A 20,257-nucleotide genomic window follows, 5' to 3' on the forward strand; every position below is an offset into this window, starting at 1 on the left:
GATTAGATGATGTATTGATTAAAAATAGGTTTCGGCAATTCGCAAATACTAAGCTATAACTGTATGCGCTTTGATCTTATCAGTTGCGATCTTTCTTGCCTACTCATGGACAGGTTTAACGATTCAGTAAAAGTTATACCCGCAATTGCAGAACTCACGGATAAATACACTACAATACGCTATCCAATATATTGGTAATTTTAGAGAATTTAAATCATCATGCCTTTCGACCCGATCATTCTTTGGACTGATGCACTTGTCTACCTACTCGTAGGCATTGTAATCATAGTTGGTTGGTACATACGCCGCTCCCCACATTTACGTGCACCCTGGCGCCGGGTAACGCACAGTGCAAGCGGCATGGCTGCGCTTACCATCTTGGCTTTTTTTATTTTGATTGGGGTGTTAGATACGATCCACTTTCGCCCTTTGTTAGCAGATGCTAGCGAGCAGGCGGGAAAAAAAGTATATAGCGTAGAAGTACTGAGTCTGTTTGATATCATAGCCACGCCTTTGCGTACACGCGTCGAAAAAACATACTCAGCTCCCTTATCGGCCTATCTCTATGCTAAAGAAACCGTGGAGCTGCCTGATGGGAGTCAGGTACGTGAATTTACGCGACTGAAGTACGGTGGTGCACACTTGGCAGACCCGGAAACGCAACGTGTGGATGATGTTATTCAACGAGCTATCAAGGGGGGGGGCTGGGGGTTATTCGCTTGGAGTCTCATCGTAATTGGGTTAAGTTGGGGGTTAGCCAATCGCAACCATACCCATTTTTTGCATACGCAGACCTTGATTTGGCGTGGTGCCACTGAAATACCGTGGCGTGTCATCTTGATCACGCTTGCATTAGGCTGCGTATTGCTCGGCATGGTAGTTGCTTTGTCGTCTCATTACCATGTCCTGGGTACCGATAAAGTCGGGCAAGATGTGTTATACCAAGCTCTTAAGAGTATTCGTACCGGTCTCGTGATCGGCACATTGACGACTCTGATCATGCTGCCCTTTGCATTACTGCTCGGTATCGCTGCCGGTTATTTCCGCGGCTGGATCGATGATGTCATCCAGTACATCTACACGACATTAAGTTCGATCCCAAGTGTTTTACTCATTGCCGCTGCAGTACTCATGATGCAGGTATATATTGAAACCCACCCTGAAATGTTCGATACCATTTCAGCACGCGCTGACCTACGCTTACTGTTCCTTTGCATTATTCTTGGCATCACCAGTTGGACAGGGCTTTGTCGTTTATTACGCGGAGAAACGCTAAAATTGCGTGAAATGGAGTATATCCAGGCTGCTCATGCCTTTGCTGTTTCACATTGGCGCATTATCAGCCGGCACATTTTACCCAATGTCATGCATATCGTTTTAATTGCCATTGTCATGGATTTCAGTGGTTTGGTGCTGGCGGAAGCTGTGCTCTCCTATGTAGGTGTGGGTGTGGATCCATCCATGATCAGTTTTGGCACGATGATCAATGCCGCCAGACTGGAAATGGCAAGAGAACCGATGGTATGGTGGACGTTGATGGCTGCATTTGGATTTATGTTCATGCTGGTATTGAGCGCGAACCTCTTCGCTGACGCCGTGCAAAACGCGTTTAACCCAAGAATCAGAACATTACCGGGAAAAGTGATCCAATCATCACACCATAAGGCTGCGCCTACTTTACCAACACCTCAGGCGGCATCTTCCCCCCTCGCGCCTAATGCAAAGGACACGGCACACCCATGACACCACTACTCGACATCAAAAATCTCAGAACGATGCTGCATACAGGTCTAGAACCTGTCCGCGCGGTTGATGGTCTGGAGCTCTCTATTTCAAAAGGAGAAACCTTTGCTCTTCTTGGAGAATCAGGCTGTGGTAAATCCATGTCAGCACTCTCCATTATGCGCTTGCTGCCTGAAGCGGCCGAGATTGTAGATGGCCAGATTAAGATTGATGGCTGCGACTTGCTTCAGTTACCAGAAGCCGAGATGCGAAAAGTACGGGGTAAACGCATCAGCATGATTTTTCAGGAACCGATGCTCAGCTTGAATCCCGTTATGACGATTGCAGCGCAAATTGAAGAAGTATTAAATCAACACTTTGATCTGCATGCGGGCCTTGCTCAGGAACGAATAAAGGCCATCTTGCAGCAAGTAGGAATATCGGATGCAGCACGCCGCATGAATGAATATCCTTTTCAGTTTTCAGGAGGTATGAAACAAAGGGTAATGATCGCCATGGCGCTTGCAGGCAATCCAGAATTATTGATTGCGGATGAACCAACGACCGCGTTAGATGTGACCATTCAGGCTCAGGTACTTGATCTTATGCGCGATCTTCAGCAGCGTACTCATATGGCGATTCTGCTGATTACCCATGACCTTGGAGTGGTCGCTGAAATGGCGCATCGTGTTGCCGTAATGTATGCAGGTGAGATCATCGAGACAGCGCCACGCGAACATTTCTTTCAACAGCCAGCTCATCCCTACTCCCAGAAATTATTTGCTGCACTCCCGACAAGACACAAAAGAAATCAAGGTTTGGCTGTCATCAGCGGACAAGTCCCGCCGCTATCCCAAGAATTCCATGGCTGCCGCTTCGCAGATCGCTGCCCTCATGCGTGGGCATTGTGCCGCCATACCATCCCCGAATGGATCGAGATTGCTCCGAACCATCGTGTAAGATGCCACTTATTCGATCAGCAAGCACCATCTTTACGGTCAGCATCAGCAGCAGAGATGCCTGGAAATTTGCCAGCCGACTCTAAAAAGGTAATGGCAGATCAAGAATCTGAGCTTCTCAAGATTACTGATCTCAAAATTTTTTTTCCCATCCAAAAAGGACTGCTCAAACATACTGTTGGTCATGTCAAAGCGGTGGATGGCGTTTCACTCACTATCGCCCCAGGTAAAACCCTTGCTTTGGTAGGCGAGTCCGGCTGCGGCAAAACGACAGTTGGCAAAGCCATTTGTCAGCTTATCCCGATTACGGCGGGAAGCGTACTATTGAATGGCACAGAACTCATTGGGCTAGCACGCTCTCAACTACGCAAAAAACGAGCTGAATTCCAGATCATTTTTCAAGACCCATACTCTTCTCTCAATCCTAAAATGCGCGTCACGGATATCATTGAAGAAGGCATCAACGCGTTAAATCCCGGTTCGGATAAAAGTTCGTCAAAGCAAACGTCGCAATCCACTTCCACAGAGAATCAGGTCGATACGCTTTTGCAACGCGTTGGTTTACCAATAGAAGCGAAATGGCGTTACCCGCATGAATTTTCTGGTGGTCAGCGCCAGCGCATAGCGATTGCACGTGCCCTGGCGGTTAATCCCAAATTACTAATTTGCGATGAGCCAACCAGTGCACTCGATGTTTCTGTACAAGCACAAATTCTAAATTTACTCAGAACTTTACAACAAAACCTAGGTCTTGCTTATTTATTTATTACTCACAATATATCGGTAGTCGAATATCTTGCCGATGAGGTCGCAGTCATGTATCTGGGCAGAATAGTGGAAAAAGGCCATGTCGATGAGGTATTGAACACACCCAAACATCCTTATACGCAAGCCCTGCTTGCTTCGGTCCCTACAATTGAATCAACATCCAAACGCGTAAGTACCCACCTTTCGGGTGAATTGCCTTCTCCTGCCAATACACCATCAGGCTGTTATTTTCACCCCCGTTGCCCGCATGTGATGCCTATCTGCCGAGAAACTTATCCAGAAAAAAGCACATTCAGCACGACACACAGTGCACATTGCTATCTTTATCCACAAGATAAAGATAGCTCGCAAACAAACACCAATTAGTTTTAAGGATTTTCGATCATGATCGACCAAGAAGTACAACGACGCCGCACTTTCGCCATCATTTCTCATCCAGATGCCGGTAAAACCACATTAACCGAAAAATTACTCATGTTTGCAGGTGCAATCCATATAGCAGGGAGCGTCAAGGCCCGCAAAGCAAGTCGCTATGCTACCTCTGACTGGATGGAAATCGAAAAGCAGCGTGGGATCTCGGTCGCCAGCTCAGTCATGCAGATGGAATATCGGGGCCATGTCATCAATTTACTTGACACCCCTGGCCACCAAGATTTCTCCGAGGATACTTACCGTGTCCTTACGGCAGTAGATGCCGCGCTGATGGTTATCGATGCCGCCAATGGCGTCGAGGCACAGACTCTGCGCTTGCTTGAAGTGTGCCGCGCGCGAAATACGCCCATTCTTACCTTCATCAATAAGATGGACCGCGAGGTTCGTAACCCGCTCGATCTTATTGACGAGATTGAGCGCACACTGAATATGGCAACGATCCCTTTTACCTGGCCCATCGGAATGGGAAAACAGTTTCATGGCGTGTTCGATTTACGACATCATAGCATGCGTGTATTCCGCCCCGGGTCTGATCGTATTGAACAAGAAGGTGAAATCATCCAAAACTTAAATGATGATGCGCTTGCAAGTCGTTTTGGCCAAAATTTTACCGAAGCGCGACAAGAAATTGACTTGATTCAAGGTGTCATACCAGAATTTGATCGCGCTGCTTTCCTTGCAGGCGAACAAACACCCGTATTTTTTGGTTCGGCGATCAATAACTTCGGTGTGCGCGAAATTCTAGATGCTTTAGTCGATCTCGCTCCGCCTCCTGGAGCGCGCCGTTCTCTTCAACGCGAAGTACCTCCAATCGAACCCAAGTTCTCCGGTGTGGTTTTTAAGATCCAAGCAAATATGAATCCTGCTCATCGCGATCGAATTGCATTTGTGCGCGTCTGCTCTGGAGAATTTAAACGTGGAATGAGTCTCAAGGTAGTTCGGAATGGCAAAGAAATACGGACCAATACCGTCGTTTCCTTTCTTTCACAGCGAAGAGAATTACTTGATGTTGCCTATGCAGGAGATATTATCGGCATACCCAATCATGGCACGCTGCAACTGGGGGACACCCTTACTGAAGGAGAAGCGCTTCATTTTACCGGCTTGCCCTTCTTTGCTCCCGAAATTTTTCAGACAGTCGAAATTGCCGACCCCATGCGCAGCAAACAACTGAAGTTAGGACTTACACAACTGGGTGAAGAAGGTGCCATCCAGGTTTTTCGTCCACATATCGGTAGCACCTTGCTGCTAGGTGCCGTGGGAAACCTGCAATTTGAAGTCGTTACTCATAGGCTGCAACACGAATATGGTGTGGATGCGCGTATAGCGTCCGCCAAGTACCAGCTGGCTCGCTGGGTCACTGCCGATGATCCCACTGAACTTCAGCGTTTCATCGATTCGAATGCACACCGCATTGCTTATGACGCTGTCGACGCACCCACTTTTCTAGCTTCCTTCGCAGCAGAACTAAGTGTTGCCCAAGAAAACTGGCCAGCTATCCGCTTTCACAAGATGCGAGAGCATGCTGGCTTGGTATTTCAATCCCACATGCAGAACTAAAGTAAAAATATGATTTACCAACCTATCACATAGATGTTGCATACTTTTTCTATCCTGCTCCGAAACTTTAATCAAACCGATTCATCCAATTTTGGTTATATCAGCAGTATCAATCACCGGCTGAAAATGAAACGTAAGTTAACTTTGGTTTGCCAGATGGAGGTTTTTCCATGAGAAAAATAAGCTTACTTTATGGGGTCATTGTTGCTATTTTCGCCTTGATACTGCCAGATGCAGCATGGGCACACCGCCCTTATAATCATTTCCTTGGCTCTGGCTATTTTCCCAGCGGCCATAACATCGGATTAGGGTTTGGAACGGGCTACGGTTTTACCACCTTGGGTTATCGTAATTATTATGGCTATGGTAGCCGCCGTAGTGGATTTTATGGTAGCTATTCTTTTGGTGTTCCTTACGTTCCGTATTATTCCAGACCTTATTACGGTGGATATGGCTATATGCCCTTTCCTTCTTATTCTTATTACCCACCTGTGGTTGTCGTCCCCGCGACGCCGCCTGTATATATTCAGCAGCCTAGTGCACAGCCGCCATCGCCTCCGCCAGAAACAAACTACTGGCATTATTGTGAAAATCCGGCGGGCTATTATCCTTATGTCAAGAAATGCCCAGGCGGATGGTTAAAAGTTGCTCCTCAGCCAGCAGAATAATTCAAGGAGTTATCCATGCTAAATTTTCCAAGATCGATTTGTTATCTCTTATTGTTACTTTCGCTTGCAGCTTGTGTCCATATTCCCACAGGCCCAAGCGTCATGGTTCTGCCCGGCGCGGGTAAAACATTCGACCAGTTCCGCAGTGACGATTTCTTATGTAGGCAATATGCTCTCCAGCAAAGTGATCACCAAACACCGAGACAAGCGACGATATCCAGTGGCATGGAAAGCGCCGCTGTTGGCGCAGCCCTTGGTGCAGCAGCAGGCGCTGCATTTGGTGGTGGACGAGGTGCCGCAATCGGTGCAGGAAGCGGTTTACTTGCGGGTGGTTTGAGCGGGAGCAGCTCCTCGCAGACTTCCGGCAGTATTAGTCAGCAGCGATATGATATGTCGTATATTCAATGCATGTACGCGAATGGCCACCGTGTACCGATAGTCGGCCAGTTCTCGAGTGACCCTTACGCGAGTCAAGGACAAACTATGAACACACCAGCACAGCCCTCAACAAGAAGCATTCCTCCGCCGCCACCCGGCAATCCACCCCCCGCTCCTCCGGCCTATTAATATCATCAATAATTCTCATTATTATCAATGAGCCTATGTGATAAAATGCGCAAGCCATTTGTATGACTAATATTGAAAAGGAGTTTTATATGGCAGCAAAAGCTATTTTTTATCATGCAGGTTGCCCAGTTTGTGTTGCAGCAGAACAGACTGTTGCTAATGCGATCGATCGCTCAAAATATGATGTTGAAATTGTGCACTTAGGTACTGATAAATCCCGTATTGGAGAAGCTGAGGCAGCTGGCGTTAAATCTGTTCCCGCACTTGTTATGGATGGCGCTGCTTTCCATATCAATTTTGGCGCAAGTATCAATGATCTGAAATAATCTCTCGTTATTTTATTTCAGGTATTTCAGAGTACCCCCAGCAATGGGGGTTCCTTCATGGCCAGAATAACAGCATTATCAGTTTATCTACCGCTTATTAACCTAACTATATTCTTTTAGCCACAAAAGCAAATCTGTTTCCGTCATCGGATACGCCAGCAAATAGCCCTGTACCAAGTAACAACCATGTTGCTGAAGAAACGCTAATTGCTCGTTTTTTTCTACCCCTTCTGCGATGACCTCTAGCTCGAGATTCTTGGCAAGCGCAATCGTTGCCTTGACGATCTCTTGATCATTGGAATCAATCAGCATATCACGGACAAACTCTTGCGCGATCTTAAGCTGATGAAATGGCCAATGTTTCAGCCTAAGCAACGATGAATACCCTGTCCCGAAATCATCAAGCGAAAATTTGATTCCTTGTTGCGCCAAACCATTTAATACCTGGTCGATATTCGTTCTTGGTTCAACCATAATACGCTCAGTCAACTCCAACTCCAGCACATCTCCTGACAAAGAATAGGTATTCAATAAATCGATCAGCCTTTCCTGAAATTTATCACCATCCAGTTGCAGCGGCGAAATATTGACAGACATCACGCCCAGATCGATGCCTTGGTTATGTAATCGGTTCATGGTTGCACATGCCTGTTCCAATATCCTAAAACCAAGGCGATGCATCATGCCATGGGTTTCTGCAATAGGGATAAATTCGGCTGGTGAAATAAAACCTTGCGTAGGGTGATTCCAGCGAAGCAGTGCTTCGACACCCATAATTTGCTTATTCACCGTATTGATTTTAGGCTGATAAACAAGAAAAAGATTATCTGCGTTGAGTGCTTCCTTCAGATCTTGATGCAACGCAAGGCGGCGGCGTATCTCATTGGTCATCTCGCTGGTGTGAAACGTAAAGCATCCCCGTCCCTTATCTTTAGATTTGTATAGCGCGGTATCGGCCTGCTCGAGCAAATCTATCTCAGTTGAAAGTCCAGGTTGCCAATGCGCAATTCCAATGCTTGCACCTACCTGAACTTTAGCTTGGTTGATGATATAGGGCTGCGACACAATTTCAATCAGTTTCTGGCTCAATATGGAAGCATCGTCCAGTGAGCGCAGGTTACGCTGTAAGATAGCAAACTCGTCGCCTCCCAATCGCGCCACTAAATCTTCTTTGCGTACACGGCTTCTAAGCCGCTGCGCAACTTCTTTCAGCAGCCGGTCACCCTCCAAGTGACCTAACGTATCGTTGATCTGTTTGAAGTAATCCAGATCCAACATGAGAACCGCGATAATAGTGTGATTACGTTTTGCATAAGCGATCTCGCGCTTAAGTGCATCCATAAACTGCGCACGATTGGATAAACCCGTCAGACTATCGTGATAAGCGAGGTGAGAAATATATTGCTTATTTCTCTCCTGTTCTTCTTTATAGTTTTTATGAATGCGATAAAAAACAACGATCAAAATGATATTGATCAATCCAAGTAAGGAAATGATCCAAACGGGTTTTATTTCAGACGCCCAGCCATCAATAGGAATCGCCCCTATTTGCCAGGAACCACCCGGCACAGAGATATTCATGATAACTGCTTGCTCATTGAATACACTGGGATCGCCAAAAAACACTTCACCTTTGCTCCCTGTTCCGTCCTTTCCACGAATGGCCAATTTTAAACCGACGGCTGGATCGTACAAGCCCGCAGCTTGATAAACCGCCTCGGCATGGATTACGCTAGAAACTAACCCCCAGAACTCTTGCTGGCCTAATTCATTCTCAGTATGGACGGCCAATCTGCCAATGAGCCCCAACCCTCCTTGAACCAGTTTAACCGGTCCTGCCAGTATAATTTGATTCTGCTCCTTAGCTTTCAACACAGCAGGCAATTGATCAGGCAACCGACGGTAATCAAGGTTGATCGCTTGCTGATTTTCTTCAAAAGGGTATAGCATACGAATCACAAGATCAGGCGCCGCTGCAATATTCCGAATGTTGGGATTCCCATCGATAAGTTTTTTGGCTATTTGTTCAAATTCAGCCTGGGTCAAATAGGGGTTAAGTTGAATGTGTGCAAGTAACCCTTTTAACAATGTAATATTGCTGTTAATAGAATTCTCCAGCTGTGAACGCAATTTAACCAGCGTACTCGATACCAGATACTTTTGTTCGTTTATTTCGCTATTCCGGTACAAAGCCACTAAAAACCAGCTAACCGCTAACGTAAGTACGATCAAGGATAGTGAAGATAGACGATGAAAGCAGTAGAGCCCTGACCAGCCGATTATCAATAGCACGGCGGCAAAACATAACACCACCAGGGCAGACAAGATCCAGTCTCCCAACCCCTTCTCGATAAATGGTGGAAAATAAACTTCCTCTTCCTGGGCAGACTCATAGTGAGCAAAACGATCCATCTTCCCTAAAGCAACATCACTCTGCACAGAAATCATCGGCAATTCCAGTGATGACAGCCCGCCAAAAAGAAGGCTTTGTTTATCGTGATCGGACTCCAAAGGTGAAGCGCAAACGGGTCGTTGCAAGTGAATTACCTGGGTTTCTTTAAAGAAAAAATCCCAGGAAAGCGAGGCAGTCAATATTGATTCTGATGCATCAGCCCTAATCGGAAAAAGCATGATGATGAACCATAAATGTAATAACCATTTTTCTCGCCTTTTTATCATATCGAATCCACTCTGCCAGCAAGTTAATCTGAATCATCTGATCATGGAGCCCGCTTTCCGTTATAAAAAGAGAAAGCTTTAAAATAACTTCGGATGACTGTATTTATCGAATCGCTAATCTCTATCTTGAATAACTCGCCTCAATAGTTCACCGAATATACTTTCCCGATGAGCGGCACAGGAACCAGAAAAATAACAAAAACGGATTTTCAGCTTGATAAAAAAGTATTTCGAGCCTGTTTGTTTGATGCAGTGGCAACACTGCACATTTATCAACGGCCTTAAGAATTAGGCCTTCCAAGATTACGTCATCATATGGCTGAAATATGATTTACTTCAAACAAAATAAATAGCTTGAAAGGTAAAAATCAAATCAAAGATTAATTTTCTCGACCAATAACTGCAATAAAGCTTAATATCCGGGTTCATACATCAACGAACGAACGTAGGCTGCTAGATCTTGAGGAAGTTCATGCGTTGCAAGCCCCTCTTGTTGCGCAACCTGACATACCGCAATAGCGATCGCATGAGAAACGGTTCGAACCCGATTAAGTGAAGGATATATTGCACCGACTTCGATCTCCTCTTGCAACACCATATCAGCAAGCACTTTTGCTGCGGTTAGAAACATCCTATCGGTAACCAAACGCGCATGACTCGCGACAATTCCAAGGCCCACCCCAGGAAAAATATACGCGTTATTCCCTTGAGCCGGTTTAAACACGCTTTCTCCCAGCCTGCAAACAGGAAATGGACTACCACTGGCAAAAATTACCCGCCCATTACTCCATCGATAGGCTTCTTCAGCGGTACATTCAGTATGAGATGTAGGGTTAGACAGCGCAATAATAACTGGACGCTCATGACATTCCGCCATTTTTTTGACGATGGTTTCATCGAATGTACCCGCTACTCCCGTTGCTCCGATTAGCACATCCGGTCGAACACGCTCGATAGCCTCAACAAAACTTACACAAGCATGGTCATGGGCAAAAGGTCGTATCCGTGGTTTGATATGCTCACGGCTCGATACGACTAACCCTTGTCTGTCCACGAACCATAGCCGTGATCTAGCATCTTGCTCACTCAGACCCGCAGCACAAAATGCAGATACCATCAACTCTCCGATTCCACTTGCAGCAGAACCCGTTCCGAGCAGCATTATTCTCAAATCGGCGAACCGTTTATGCGTAATACGACAGGAAGAATACACACCGGCAAGCGTGACAGCAGCCGTACCTTGGATATCATCATTAAAGCACCGCACCTGATTTCGGTAGCGATCGAGTAGCTCGAACGCATGTTGGCTCTGAAAATCTTCAAACTGAAGCAGGGCATTGGGAAACTTTTCTTGAACCGCGTGCACGAATTCATCTACTAGTGAAAAATAAGCCTCTCCTGTCAAACGAGGATAGGGATAACCTAAATAGAGTAAATCTTCCCGCAAAGCTTGATTATTCGTACCCACATCAAGCATTACCGGCAGGCATTGCGACGGGTAAATACCCGCACAAGCCACATACAAAGCCGTCTTGCCTATCGAGATTCCCATGCCATTAGCGCCGAGATCGCCCAATCCCAAAATGCGTTCTCCATCCGTAACTACGATGATCCGTATATCTTTCTCATGCCAATTATCCAGAATTGACGCAATTTCACCTCGATCTTCCGGTGTGATATAAAAACCCTGCGGATTACGGTAGATGTGAGCAAATTCCTTGCAAGCTTCCCCCACAGTCGGCGTATACACCAACGGCAAAATCTCATCGATATGATCGATCATCGTTCGGTAAAATAATCGCTGATTACGCTCTAACAAGCTGTTCAGAAAAATATATTTTTCGATATCACTATTTTTTCGGCGCAGATTACCTAAAACGCGCTTTTGTTGCGTTTGAATGTCGGCTATCTTATAGGGTAGTAAACCTCGCAAACCAAGTCGATTTCTCTCTTCACGAGAAAACGCGGTTGATTTGTTCTGAGCTGGATCATCCAGCAATGATTTGCCTCGCAATAACTTCATTTAGATTGCCTTCTCAAGAGTATAAGACAGGTAAAGCGTTTAAAATTACCTTGCACGACTTTTGTTATAATTGCGATGAATAGGAACAAAACGACTAAGTTATCATCACATGTATTGCAGCATACGTCGAGACTAGAAGCTTAAGTTACGTACTGTTGCATAATAATGTTCAACCAACAATAAATATAAAATATCACTATGACAACACATTCCATACCAACACCGAACCCGGATCTTTATACCGAAGAAGAGATTTCCCAACTCGTTCACAATTTTTACGCCAAAGCGAGAAAAGATCCGGGGCTTGGCCCTATTTTCGAAGAACATGTGATCGATTGGGATGCCCATTTCGTGCAAATGACCAATTTCTGGTCCGCTCAACTACGCGGCACCAGCCGTTTTCGGGGCGCTCCTATGCCTAAGCATATTGCACTTCCAGAACTGAACTCAGATCTATTTAAACGCTGGCTACATTTATTCAAAGAAACTACGCATGAATTAGGTAATCCTGCATTGAAACATCATGCAGATACAGTCGCCACGTTTATTGCTGGCAGACTCTGGCTTGGTTATCAGATGGGTAATTACCCGGAGCGTCACCCCACTGAACTTTTTGCTGACACACATTAACTCAGTCAAGCGCACTTAGCTGGACTCTGAAGTCTCAATATCGACACCCGATTCTGTTAAGATACGCTACAGCCAATATCATGCTGGTTTGCAGAAAGGCTTCATCGGGACCCAAAACACCGATAGCCTTGACAATAGGCAATTTCGATGGCGTCCACCTCGGTCACCAGGCAATGCTTGCGCGGTTAAAACAAGTTGCCAGACAGCTACACATTGCGTCTTGCGTACTAACGTTTGAACCACATCCACGCGAGTTTCTTACGCCACAGCAGGCGCCCACTCGTCTGACGAGTTTACGTGAAAAATTAGAGCTATTGGCAGAATCGGGTATCGATCGTGTTCAGATTTACCCCTTCAACCGTGATTTTTCCAAAATCGATGCGACTTCATTCATCACTGATATTCTTCAACAAGAGTTGGCAGTACGCTGGCTTCTAGTAGGGGATGATTTCCGCTTCGGCGCAAAACGGACGGGTGACGTAGAAATGCTCAGTAAATTCTCTCGACAATCCGGTATTTTTGAAGTGGAAGTCATGCCGGGCTTTAATGTGGATGGTTTACGTGTTTCGAGCACTGCCATACGTGAAGCATTGGTTCGTGGCGATCTCGTGCTCGCCGAACAGCTATTGGGGCGTCCTTACAGCATTAGTGGACGTGTCGTCAATGGTGATAAGTTAGGAAAGAAAATAGGTTTTCCGACCGCTAATATACAATTAAAGCATAATCGTCCTCCCTTGACAGGGATTTTTGTTGTCGAAGTGACTAGCGCAACTCATACAGCCTTACCCGCCTCGATGCGGGGTGTCGCGAGCCTGGGTATCCGTCCGACTACGCATACAAATAATCAACCCATACTGGAAGTACATCTGTTTGATTTCTGCAAGGAGATATACGGGCATCACCTGCGTGTACATTTTTTGCATAAGCTTAGAGATGAAGAAAAATACCCTGATTTGGAGACACTAATAAAACAAATAGAACAGGATATCGCAAACGCAAAGCACTATTTTTTGACGACGGTAACTGCCTAGAGGCTGTCCGAGACTGATCTACTGCAAACGGGCCTGGTTGGCCGGATTTTCCGATCCTTTTCGTTAAATAGAACGACTATTCGCCTCAAATGATCGAAAAATCCAACTCAATCAATCTTACCCTCGCTACCATCGCTATTCTCAGACAGCCTCCTAATTCTTCCCTCATGCCTCGTGAAGAAGTCCCAGTACCCGCTCCTGGATTCCCGTTGTTAATTTAGTAGCAAAAATGTCCATTTTGCGATCACGATTCAAACTTCGTTTTTAAGTTTTGGTAGCATTCTTAAAAAATCATAGGGAGCGCTCTAAGCGCAGAGATGTAACATATCAAAGAGATAGGTAGTGAGCGCCCGGCTATCCAACCCAGTGATTGAAATCCGTAGTAGATTTATTCACAACCTCTTAGTAGACGCATGTTCACACGCTCTGAGATAATGACGATCCTGTTTCATAGCACAACCCAACTTGATACGCCATGACCGATTATAAAAAGACACTCAATTTGCCCGACACGCCCTTTCCGATGCGCGGTGATCTTGCTAAACGGGAGCCGGGGATGCTCAAAGCTTGGCATGAAAAACAGCTTTATGAAAAAATTCGCGCCACTTGCCATGGTCGCCCCAAATTCATCTTGCATGATGGCCCTCCCTACGCCAATGGAGATATTCACATTGGCCATGCTGTCAATAAAATTCTCAAGGACATCATCATCAAGAGTAAAACCCTGGCGGGCTTTGATGCCCCCTATGTTCCAGGTTGGGATTGTCATGGGTTACCTATTGAACACCAAATCGAGAAAAAATATGGCAAGCGCCTGCCAGCAGAGCAAGTGCGTGAACTTTGCCGTACTTTCGCCCAGGAACAAGTCGAGCGGCAAAAAGCTGATTTCATCCGTTTAGGTGTATTAGCTGACTGGGAACACCCTTATCTCACCATGAATTATCAGACCGAAGCAGATATTATTCGGGCACTTGGCAAAATATACGAAAATGGCTATCTCTATCAAGGGCAAAAACCAGTCAACTGGTGCATTGATTGTGGTTCAGCTTTAGCAGAAGCTGAAGTCGACTATGAAAACAAAACTTCGCCAGCTATCGATGTTGGCTTTGCAGTTGTTCACGACCCTGATGCCACCCACCCACTCGCTAAACCCTTCGCAATATCGATACCTGAAAACAAAACGGCCTTTGTGGTTATCTGGACAACAACCCCCTGGACCCTGCCCGCCAACCAAGCTGTGTGCGTCCATCCAGATTTTGATTATGAATTGGTCAACACCCAAAGAGGATTATTGATTCTAGCAGCTGGACTCAAGCAAGCCTGTTTGACTCGCTACCATATTTCCGGTGAAACATTGGCAACCTGCAAAGGGCATGACTTGGAACATCTCCAGCTTCATCATCCGTTCGATGCGCGCACGGTCAGCATCATTTGTGGTAAACATGTCACGTTGGAAGCTGGCACGGGTTTAGTCCATACCGCACCGGCACATGGTCTGGATGATTATTTTATTGGTCAACAATATGGGTTAGCCAGCGACAGCCCAGTCAATGGGGAGGGTAAATTCATTGATACCACTCCGCTCGTAGGCGGATTGTTTGTCTGGAAAGCAAATGATGTCATCATCGATGCATTAAGTGCTAGCCAGCACTTGTTGTATGTAGAAAAAATAGAACATAGTTATCCGCATTGCTGGCGACACAAAACACCGATCATTTTCCGTTCCACCCCACAGTGGTTTATTGGTATGAATGCATTGCACAGCGGAGATTCTTCCAAAAAAGGCGCGTCGCTGCGTGAACTTGCCAAGAAAGCCGTTGATGCAACAACGTTCTTTCCCGCTTGGGGGCGTGCACGATTGGAAGCGATGATCAAAAATCGCCCAGATTGGTGTATCTCACGCCAGCGTAACTGGGGCGTACCCATGACCTTCTTTATCCACAAAGAAACACAAACACTCCACCCCCGCACACCGGCATTGTTGGAAGCCGTTGCCTGCGAGGTAGAAAAACAGGGTATCGAAGCATGGTTCAAGCTCGAGACTACCACCTTATTGGGGAAAGAAGCTGACCATTATCATAAGCTAAGCGATACACTCGATGTCTGGTTCGATTCAGGCACGACTCATGCCACTGTACTCAAAAATGATTCTCAACTTAGTCATCCTGCCGATCTCTATCTTGAAGGCTCCGATCAGCATCGCGGTTGGTTTCAATCCTCGCTGTTGACAGGCTGCGCCATGGATGGACGCGCCCCCTATCATGCTTTACTCACTCATGGCTTCGTCGTGGATGGTCAAGGTCACAAAATGAGTAAATCCAAGGGTAACGTAATTGCACCGCAGAAAATCGTCGATACCTTGGGAGCGGACATCTTGCGCCTTTGGGTGGCTTCGACTGACTACTCCGGTGAGCTATTCATTTCCGATGAAATCCTCAAACGCATTGTTGAAACCTATCGACGTATCCGTAATACCTTGCGCTTTCTATTAGCCAATCTAGCTGACTTTAGTCCCAAGACAGACAGTTTGCCGATGGAGAATTGGTTAGAAATCGATCAATATATGCTCGCCCATACTCAAGAGCTGCAAAATCATGTCACGGCACTTTACCAACGCTATGAATTCCATCAAATCGTGCATACTTTGCATAACTTCTGCTCCGAAGATTTAGGTGGATTCTATTTGGATATCCTGAAAGATAGGCTGTATACCACCGCAGCACAAAGCAAAGCACGCCGCTCAGCGCAGAGTGCGTTATACCATATCACCCATAGCCTAGTCCGTTTGTTTGCCCCCATTCTCAGCTTCACTGCTGAAGAAGCCTGGGAACAGTTGGCAGCTGTTCCAGATGACAGCGTGTTTCTGCACACATGGCATCGTTTACCTTCCCATCAATCGACTGAGGAAGTCTCTAAACTGATATCCCGCTGGAATCGGCTGCGTCAACTGCGTTCGCACGTACAAAAAAAACTGGAAGAGGCACGTACGCAAGGACTCATTGGTTCATCTTTGGCGGCTAATATTACAATTTGTACAACTGCAGAGAATTACACATTGCTGAGTTCACTTGGAGAAGATCTACGCTTCGTCATGATTACTTCCGAAGTTCATTTGCAAGAAATATCTTCTGAATCAGATGAAAACATTTTGGTGACAGCAAGCCCCCATGCTAAATGTGAGCGCTGTTGGCACTATCGAAAAGATGTTGGTAGTGATGTCAACCACCCAACACTGTGCAGTCGATGCCTTTCAAATTTATATGGAGCTGGAGAGCAGCGCCATCATGCCTAAGGAAACCCATGTCAGTATCTCTACTCATAGGCCATAACATTAAGATGAATGCGCCGATCCTTATCTCCATCTTTCTAATCCAATGACAATCACGACAACTCAGTTATGAAACTTTCACATTGCCTGGTAATTGCATTCATCGTTCTGGTCATAGATCTAGCTACAAAATACTGGGTTGAATCCAGTTTGAATTATGGTCAGCAGATTCCAATCACTTCCTTTTTTAATTTGGTACTTACTTATAATGCTGGCGCAGCCTTCAGCTTTCTGAGTGATGCATCAGGCTGGCAACGTTGGTTCCTGAGCGGTATCGCGCTAACGGCCTCAATTATAATTATCATTTTGCTTCGCAAGTATCCAGAAAACACGCTGTTCTGTCTTGCGCTGAGTTTGGTATTGGGCGGAGCACTTGGGAATCTATGGGATCGCATCACGCTTGGACACGTCGTTGATTTTCTGGATTTTTATATCGGCAACTATCACTGGCCGGCTTTTAATATCGCCGATTCAGCCATTTTTATTGGTGCAATATTACTGATTGTTGATAGTTTCCGAACTAATAAAAACCAAAAATAACTAAAAAAAGAGAATAGCTCGATTATTAACTTCCACCCATTTCGGTGATGCAATCAAGCTCATTTGGTTTATTTGCCCATGCATTGGTGAATTAGCAAAAAGGCATGAAAAAGCTCTATACTGCCAATAATCTAATCGAAGCACAATTAATTATCAATCTGCTTGGACAAGCTTACGTACCCGCAAAGTTATTTAATATCCATGCTCAGGGGGCAGTAGGCGAGTTACCATTCACGCATGCCTACCCTGAAATATGGATTATGCATGACGATGATCTCGAAAAAGCGCAGGCTGTTATTCACATCTACGAAAACTCACCGATCGAGGAAGGTTATGTATATTGCCCTGCATGCAACGAACAGAATCCGCGAAATTTCCAATTATGCTGGCAGTGTGGAGAGGGGCTGGAAGTCGTGCATTTAAAATTAGAGGGTAAGCTTGATTAATCTTGATCCGACTTATTATTGACAATAGGTGGCGCAAATAAAGCAGGAATAGGCTTTTTGTTCGATTTAAAAATTGAGCGGGAAATATTCTCGGCCACGTCAGCTTTCTTTACTAATGCCATAGGCACGTAAGGCTGGCTAAAGATCGGGTCAACCGGTTGCGAGGATTTATTTCTGCCATATGTGCCTGGGTGTGATCTCGCGATTTTACCACTTCGTTTATCAATACCGGTTTTATTGAATGTTGCTTTATCATCAGATCGTTTGCGGTCATTAGCTCTTGGCAAACCACCTTCTCCAACTTCAAATCCTCCTACATTTTTCACAATCAGCTTTGTCTTAAGCAGCTTCTCAATACCTGCGAGAAATTCTTTTTCATTGTTGCTCACCAATGAAATAGCATTACCTTTACTTCCTGCCCTTCCGGTTCGTCCAATTCGATGAATGTAATCTTCTGGAACAGTTGGCAGTTCAAAATTAATCACATAGGCGAGATTTTCTATATCCAATCCACGTGCAGCCACATCGGTTGCGACTAGCACCTGAATTTTACCTTCCTTGAATTCATTCAGTGCCTGAGTACGTTGCTGCTGGTTTTTATCTCCATGAATTGCCGTTGCTGAAATCTTAGACTGCGTAAGCTGCTTGACCAAACGATCTGCACCCTGTTTGGTTCTAACAAACACCAGCACTTGTTTCAAATCATTTTGTTGAATAAGCTGCACCAGCAGTTCGTGTTTTCGTTCAGCAGCCACGATATGGACAACATGGGAAATTGATTCATTGATAGCATTCCGTTTTGCTGCTTCGACTAAAATGGGTTGCTTCAGCAATTTATCTGCAAGTTGTTTGATTTCTTCAGAAAACGTTGCCGAGAAAATCAAACTTTGCCGCTGAGGAGGGAGTTGCATGAGAATACGCTTAATGTCCGGCAAAAAACCCATATCAAGCATTCGGTCTGCTTCATCGAGCACTAAAATTGCCACATTAGAGAGATTGACCGTTTTCTGTTCAAGATGGTCAAGCAAGCGACCTGGCGTCGCCACCAGTATTTCTACACCTGCACGTAAGTCTTTGATCTGAGGATCAATACTAACGCCACCAAAAATAACAGTACTTCTCAATTGCGTGTATTTTGCATAGTTCTTTACATTATCATGTATCTGCGTAGCAAGTTCACGCGTTGGCGCGAGTATCAATGCTCGGATAGGGTGTTTTGCGGGTGACGTACTTGAATTCTCGTAGGGCTGTAAGCGATGCAACAGCGGTAACGTGAAACTGGCAGTTTTACCCGTGCCTGTTTCAGCGCTGCCCATGATATCTTTGCCTGCAAGTATATGCGGGATAACCTGGCTTTGGATAGGCGTCGGTTTGATATAACCTTGATCGGTTATTGCCCGAAGAAGTTGTTCTGATAAGTTTAACTGATCAAATGTAGTGCCATGACTCATAAGTTGTTCAGTCTCATTGACTGGGTTTAAATATTTTTCGATTACTTTGTCTCCTGTTGAATAGTCCGTTTAGTTTTATCGAATCTCAACCATTCGCTGAATTTATTCATTGCATTTAGAACGATGGGAGCACCGCCAATAGCGACTGCATCAACGAGGCAATACCAAGCAGCCACGCCACTTGGCGGGTTTCCCTGGGATAGCCCGAATATCGGTTCAAGTTTTGCCCAGTACCATGTTCCGGCTGCCGTGCCGATCAATTCCAGCCAGGTTGTTATAAAGAAAGCTGCCAAGTAGACCATGGGCGATCTACCTTTGAATAGATAGATAAGGAACACGCAAAAAAGGATAGCACCTACCTGATCACCTTGCTCGGGTAGGCCACTAATCCCCCAAAGTGACCACAACCCACAAACGATTACGACAAATGCTGCAATTTTCCTGGCATACCGAAGAAAGAAACCTGATCTCGCAAGCGCAACAGCGGTTAAATAAACCATTCCATGGCCTGGTGGAACATATAAGGGTACGTTTTCAAAACGATAGGTATACCCCCCCATATAAACTGAAGCAAAATGCTCACCTGCTGTCGCAAATGCGACTGCAATTGCCACTTGAATTCTGATTTCCTTATTTTCGCCAACTAACAACCCAATCAGGAATATCCAGGCAATAACGCCTAATATATTTTGTATGGTCAAGCTAGCATGTGCGTCAATGACAAGGCTTACCGCAACACAAAAAAATGTGAACCCCGCAATAAAATAATCGCGTTTCCTATGAACATAAGCGACATCAGGTGCTGGAAAATAACGAAGCATTCTCTTACTCACTGAGATAAAAGCTCACCAATTCAGACGAGCATTGCAGTTTCTTTGTACCTCTCGCCCATAGCTATAACATGTACAAAGCACTTTAACCTTCTACTCTCTTTTGAGAAATAACGATAGAAGCGGGATGAATACTGCCTGGAGAAATCGGCTTCTTTCTCCAGGCAAAGCATGAAAAATGAGTATGAAGCAAGTGATTTACTCTTTTCCTTTTTTGTCGTCTTTTTCAGCTACTTTGGCATTCGCCTGAAATTCGTCGTGGAATTTGAATTTAGGTTCACCTACAAAGACACCATC

15 protein-coding genes and 1 pseudogene are annotated in these 20,257 nt (G+C 45.4%); 11 read left to right on the forward strand and 5 right to left on the reverse strand.

All coding sequences use genetic code 11. The features are described 5' to 3' along the window. Positions 1–219 precede the first annotated feature (219 nt). The 6 genes from C8R30_RS05585 (at position 220) to C8R30_RS05610 (ending at position 7,002) form a co-directional block, all read left to right on the forward strand. Entirely contained in the window at positions 220–1,743 is a 1,524-nt protein-coding gene (locus tag C8R30_RS05585; RefSeq protein ID WP_107789728.1) for an ABC transporter permease, read from the forward strand. Continuing rightward, entirely contained in the window at positions 1,740–3,815 is a 2,076-nt protein-coding gene (locus C8R30_RS05590) for an ABC transporter ATP-binding protein (protein ID WP_107783852.1), read from the forward strand. Before C8R30_RS05585 ends, C8R30_RS05590 begins: the two co-directional genes overlap by 4 nt. A 15-nt stretch (positions 3,816–3,830) precedes the next feature. Continuing rightward, a complete protein-coding gene (locus C8R30_RS05595) occupies positions 3,831–5,441 on the forward strand; it encodes a peptide chain release factor 3 (RefSeq protein ID WP_107789729.1) in 1,611 nt (536 codons plus the stop codon). A 170-nt stretch (positions 5,442–5,611) separates the two neighbouring features. Beyond that, a complete protein-coding gene (locus tag C8R30_RS05600) occupies positions 5,612–6,109 on the forward strand; it encodes a hypothetical protein (RefSeq protein WP_090672358.1) in 498 nt (165 codons plus the stop codon). Positions 6,110–6,124: 15 nt separating this feature from the next. After that, complete coding sequence (locus C8R30_RS05605; protein ID WP_090672355.1) at positions 6,125–6,676, forward strand: YMGG-like glycine zipper-containing protein; 552 nt, start codon at positions 6,125–6,127, stop codon at positions 6,674–6,676. Positions 6,677–6,738: 62 nt separating this feature from the next. Further along, positions 6,739–7,002 carry a thioredoxin family protein gene (locus tag C8R30_RS05610; protein ID WP_239654144.1) on the forward strand — a complete coding sequence of 88 codons (264 nt, stop codon included), beginning with the start codon at positions 6,739–6,741 and terminating at the stop codon, positions 7,000–7,002. Positions 7,003–7,104: 102 nt separating this feature from the next. Here C8R30_RS05610 and C8R30_RS05615 read toward each other — a convergent pair whose 3' ends face one another. Continuing rightward, positions 7,105–9,681 (reverse strand): putative bifunctional diguanylate cyclase/phosphodiesterase, encoded by a 2,577-nt coding sequence (locus C8R30_RS05615; RefSeq protein ID WP_107789730.1) that lies wholly within the window; start codon positions 9,679–9,681, stop codon positions 7,105–7,107. A 412-nt stretch (positions 9,682–10,093) separates the two neighbouring features. Then, entirely contained in the window at positions 10,094–11,704 is a 1,611-nt protein-coding gene (locus tag C8R30_RS05620; RefSeq protein ID WP_107789731.1) for an NAD-dependent malic enzyme, read from the reverse strand. A 198-nt stretch (positions 11,705–11,902) separates the two neighbouring features. On the opposite strand from C8R30_RS05620, the gene C8R30_RS05625 reads away from it, so the two are divergent. From C8R30_RS05625 to C8R30_RS05645, 5 genes are all read left to right on the forward strand, one after another. Then, positions 11,903–12,334, forward strand: a complete 432-nt coding sequence (locus tag C8R30_RS05625) for a group III truncated hemoglobin (RefSeq protein ID WP_090672343.1) — start codon at positions 11,903–11,905, stop codon at positions 12,332–12,334. Between the two features lie 80 nt (positions 12,335–12,414). Further along, the gene (locus C8R30_RS05630; protein ID WP_107783855.1) at positions 12,415–13,365 is read left to right on the forward strand and encodes a bifunctional riboflavin kinase/FAD synthetase; all 951 of its coding nucleotides are present in this window, start codon (positions 12,415–12,417) and stop codon (positions 13,363–13,365) included. A gap of 475 nt (positions 13,366–13,840) precedes the next feature. After that, a complete protein-coding gene (gene ileS / locus C8R30_RS05635; protein WP_107789732.1) occupies positions 13,841–16,657 on the forward strand; it encodes an isoleucine--tRNA ligase in 2,817 nt (938 codons plus the stop codon). A gap of 105 nt (positions 16,658–16,762) precedes the next feature. Beyond that, on the forward strand, positions 16,763–17,233 hold the full coding sequence (gene lspA, locus C8R30_RS05640) for a signal peptidase II (protein ID WP_090672333.1): 471 nt from the start codon (positions 16,763–16,765) through the stop codon (positions 17,231–17,233). A gap of 104 nt (positions 17,234–17,337) precedes the next feature. Continuing rightward, positions 17,338–17,679: a putative signal transducing protein gene (locus C8R30_RS05645; RefSeq protein ID WP_090672330.1), complete on the forward strand. Its 342-nt coding sequence runs from the start codon at positions 17,338–17,340 to the stop codon at positions 17,677–17,679. On the opposite strand, the gene C8R30_RS05650 is transcribed toward C8R30_RS05645, so the two are convergent. The 3 genes and pseudogenes from C8R30_RS05650 to C8R30_RS05660 all read right to left on the reverse strand — a co-directional run. After that, complete coding sequence (locus tag C8R30_RS05650) at positions 17,676–19,130, reverse strand: DEAD/DEAH box helicase (RefSeq protein WP_090672327.1); 1,455 nt, start codon at positions 19,128–19,130, stop codon at positions 17,676–17,678. The two genes, C8R30_RS05645 and C8R30_RS05650, sit on opposite strands and share 4 nt — an antisense overlap. Before the next feature lie 41 nt (positions 19,131–19,171). Further along, the gene (locus tag C8R30_RS05655) at positions 19,172–19,951 is read right to left on the reverse strand and encodes a hypothetical protein (protein WP_090672324.1); all 780 of its coding nucleotides are present in this window, start codon (positions 19,949–19,951) and stop codon (positions 19,172–19,174) included. A gap of 207 nt (positions 19,952–20,158) precedes the next feature. After that, positions 20,159–20,257: pseudogene (locus C8R30_RS05660) on the reverse strand (cytochrome C554); the annotation flags it as partial.

The organism is Nitrosomonas nitrosa (genome assembly GCF_003051105.1).
GTDB lineage: Bacteria > Pseudomonadota > Gammaproteobacteria > Burkholderiales > Nitrosomonadaceae > Nitrosomonas > Nitrosomonas nitrosa.

Excerpts from the sequence above, each read along its gene's own strand:
- C8R30_RS05585 (WP_107789728.1), top strand. The coding sequence starts at position 220 with ATGCCTTTCGACCCGATCATTCTTTGGACTGATGCACTTGTCTACCTA.
- C8R30_RS05590 (WP_107783852.1), top strand. The coding sequence starts at position 1,740 with ATGACACCACTACTCGACATCAAAAATCTCAGAACGATGCTGCATACA.
- C8R30_RS05600 (WP_090672358.1), top strand. The coding sequence starts at position 5,612 with ATGAGAAAAATAAGCTTACTTTATGGGGTCATTGTTGCTATTTTCGCC.
- C8R30_RS05605 (WP_090672355.1), top strand. The coding sequence starts at position 6,125 with ATGCTAAATTTTCCAAGATCGATTTGTTATCTCTTATTGTTACTTTCG.
- C8R30_RS05610 (WP_239654144.1), top strand. The coding sequence starts at position 6,739 with ATGACTAATATTGAAAAGGAGTTTTATATGGCAGCAAAAGCTATTTTT.
- C8R30_RS05615 (WP_107789730.1), bottom strand. The coding sequence starts at position 9,681 with ATGATAAAAAGGCGAGAAAAATGGTTATTACATTTATGGTTCATCATC.
- C8R30_RS05620 (WP_107789731.1), bottom strand. The coding sequence starts at position 11,704 with ATGAAGTTATTGCGAGGCAAATCATTGCTGGATGATCCAGCTCAGAAC.
- C8R30_RS05625 (WP_090672343.1), top strand. The coding sequence starts at position 11,903 with ATGACAACACATTCCATACCAACACCGAACCCGGATCTTTATACCGAA.
- C8R30_RS05630 (WP_107783855.1), top strand. The coding sequence starts at position 12,415 with ATGCTGGTTTGCAGAAAGGCTTCATCGGGACCCAAAACACCGATAGCC.
- ileS (WP_107789732.1), top strand. The coding sequence starts at position 13,841 with ATGACCGATTATAAAAAGACACTCAATTTGCCCGACACGCCCTTTCCG.
- lspA (WP_090672333.1), top strand. The coding sequence starts at position 16,763 with ATGAAACTTTCACATTGCCTGGTAATTGCATTCATCGTTCTGGTCATA.
- C8R30_RS05645 (WP_090672330.1), top strand. The coding sequence starts at position 17,338 with ATGAAAAAGCTCTATACTGCCAATAATCTAATCGAAGCACAATTAATT.
- C8R30_RS05650 (WP_090672327.1), bottom strand. The coding sequence starts at position 19,130 with ATGAGTCATGGCACTACATTTGATCAGTTAAACTTATCAGAACAACTT.
- C8R30_RS05655 (WP_090672324.1), bottom strand. The coding sequence starts at position 19,951 with ATGCTTCGTTATTTTCCAGCACCTGATGTCGCTTATGTTCATAGGAAA.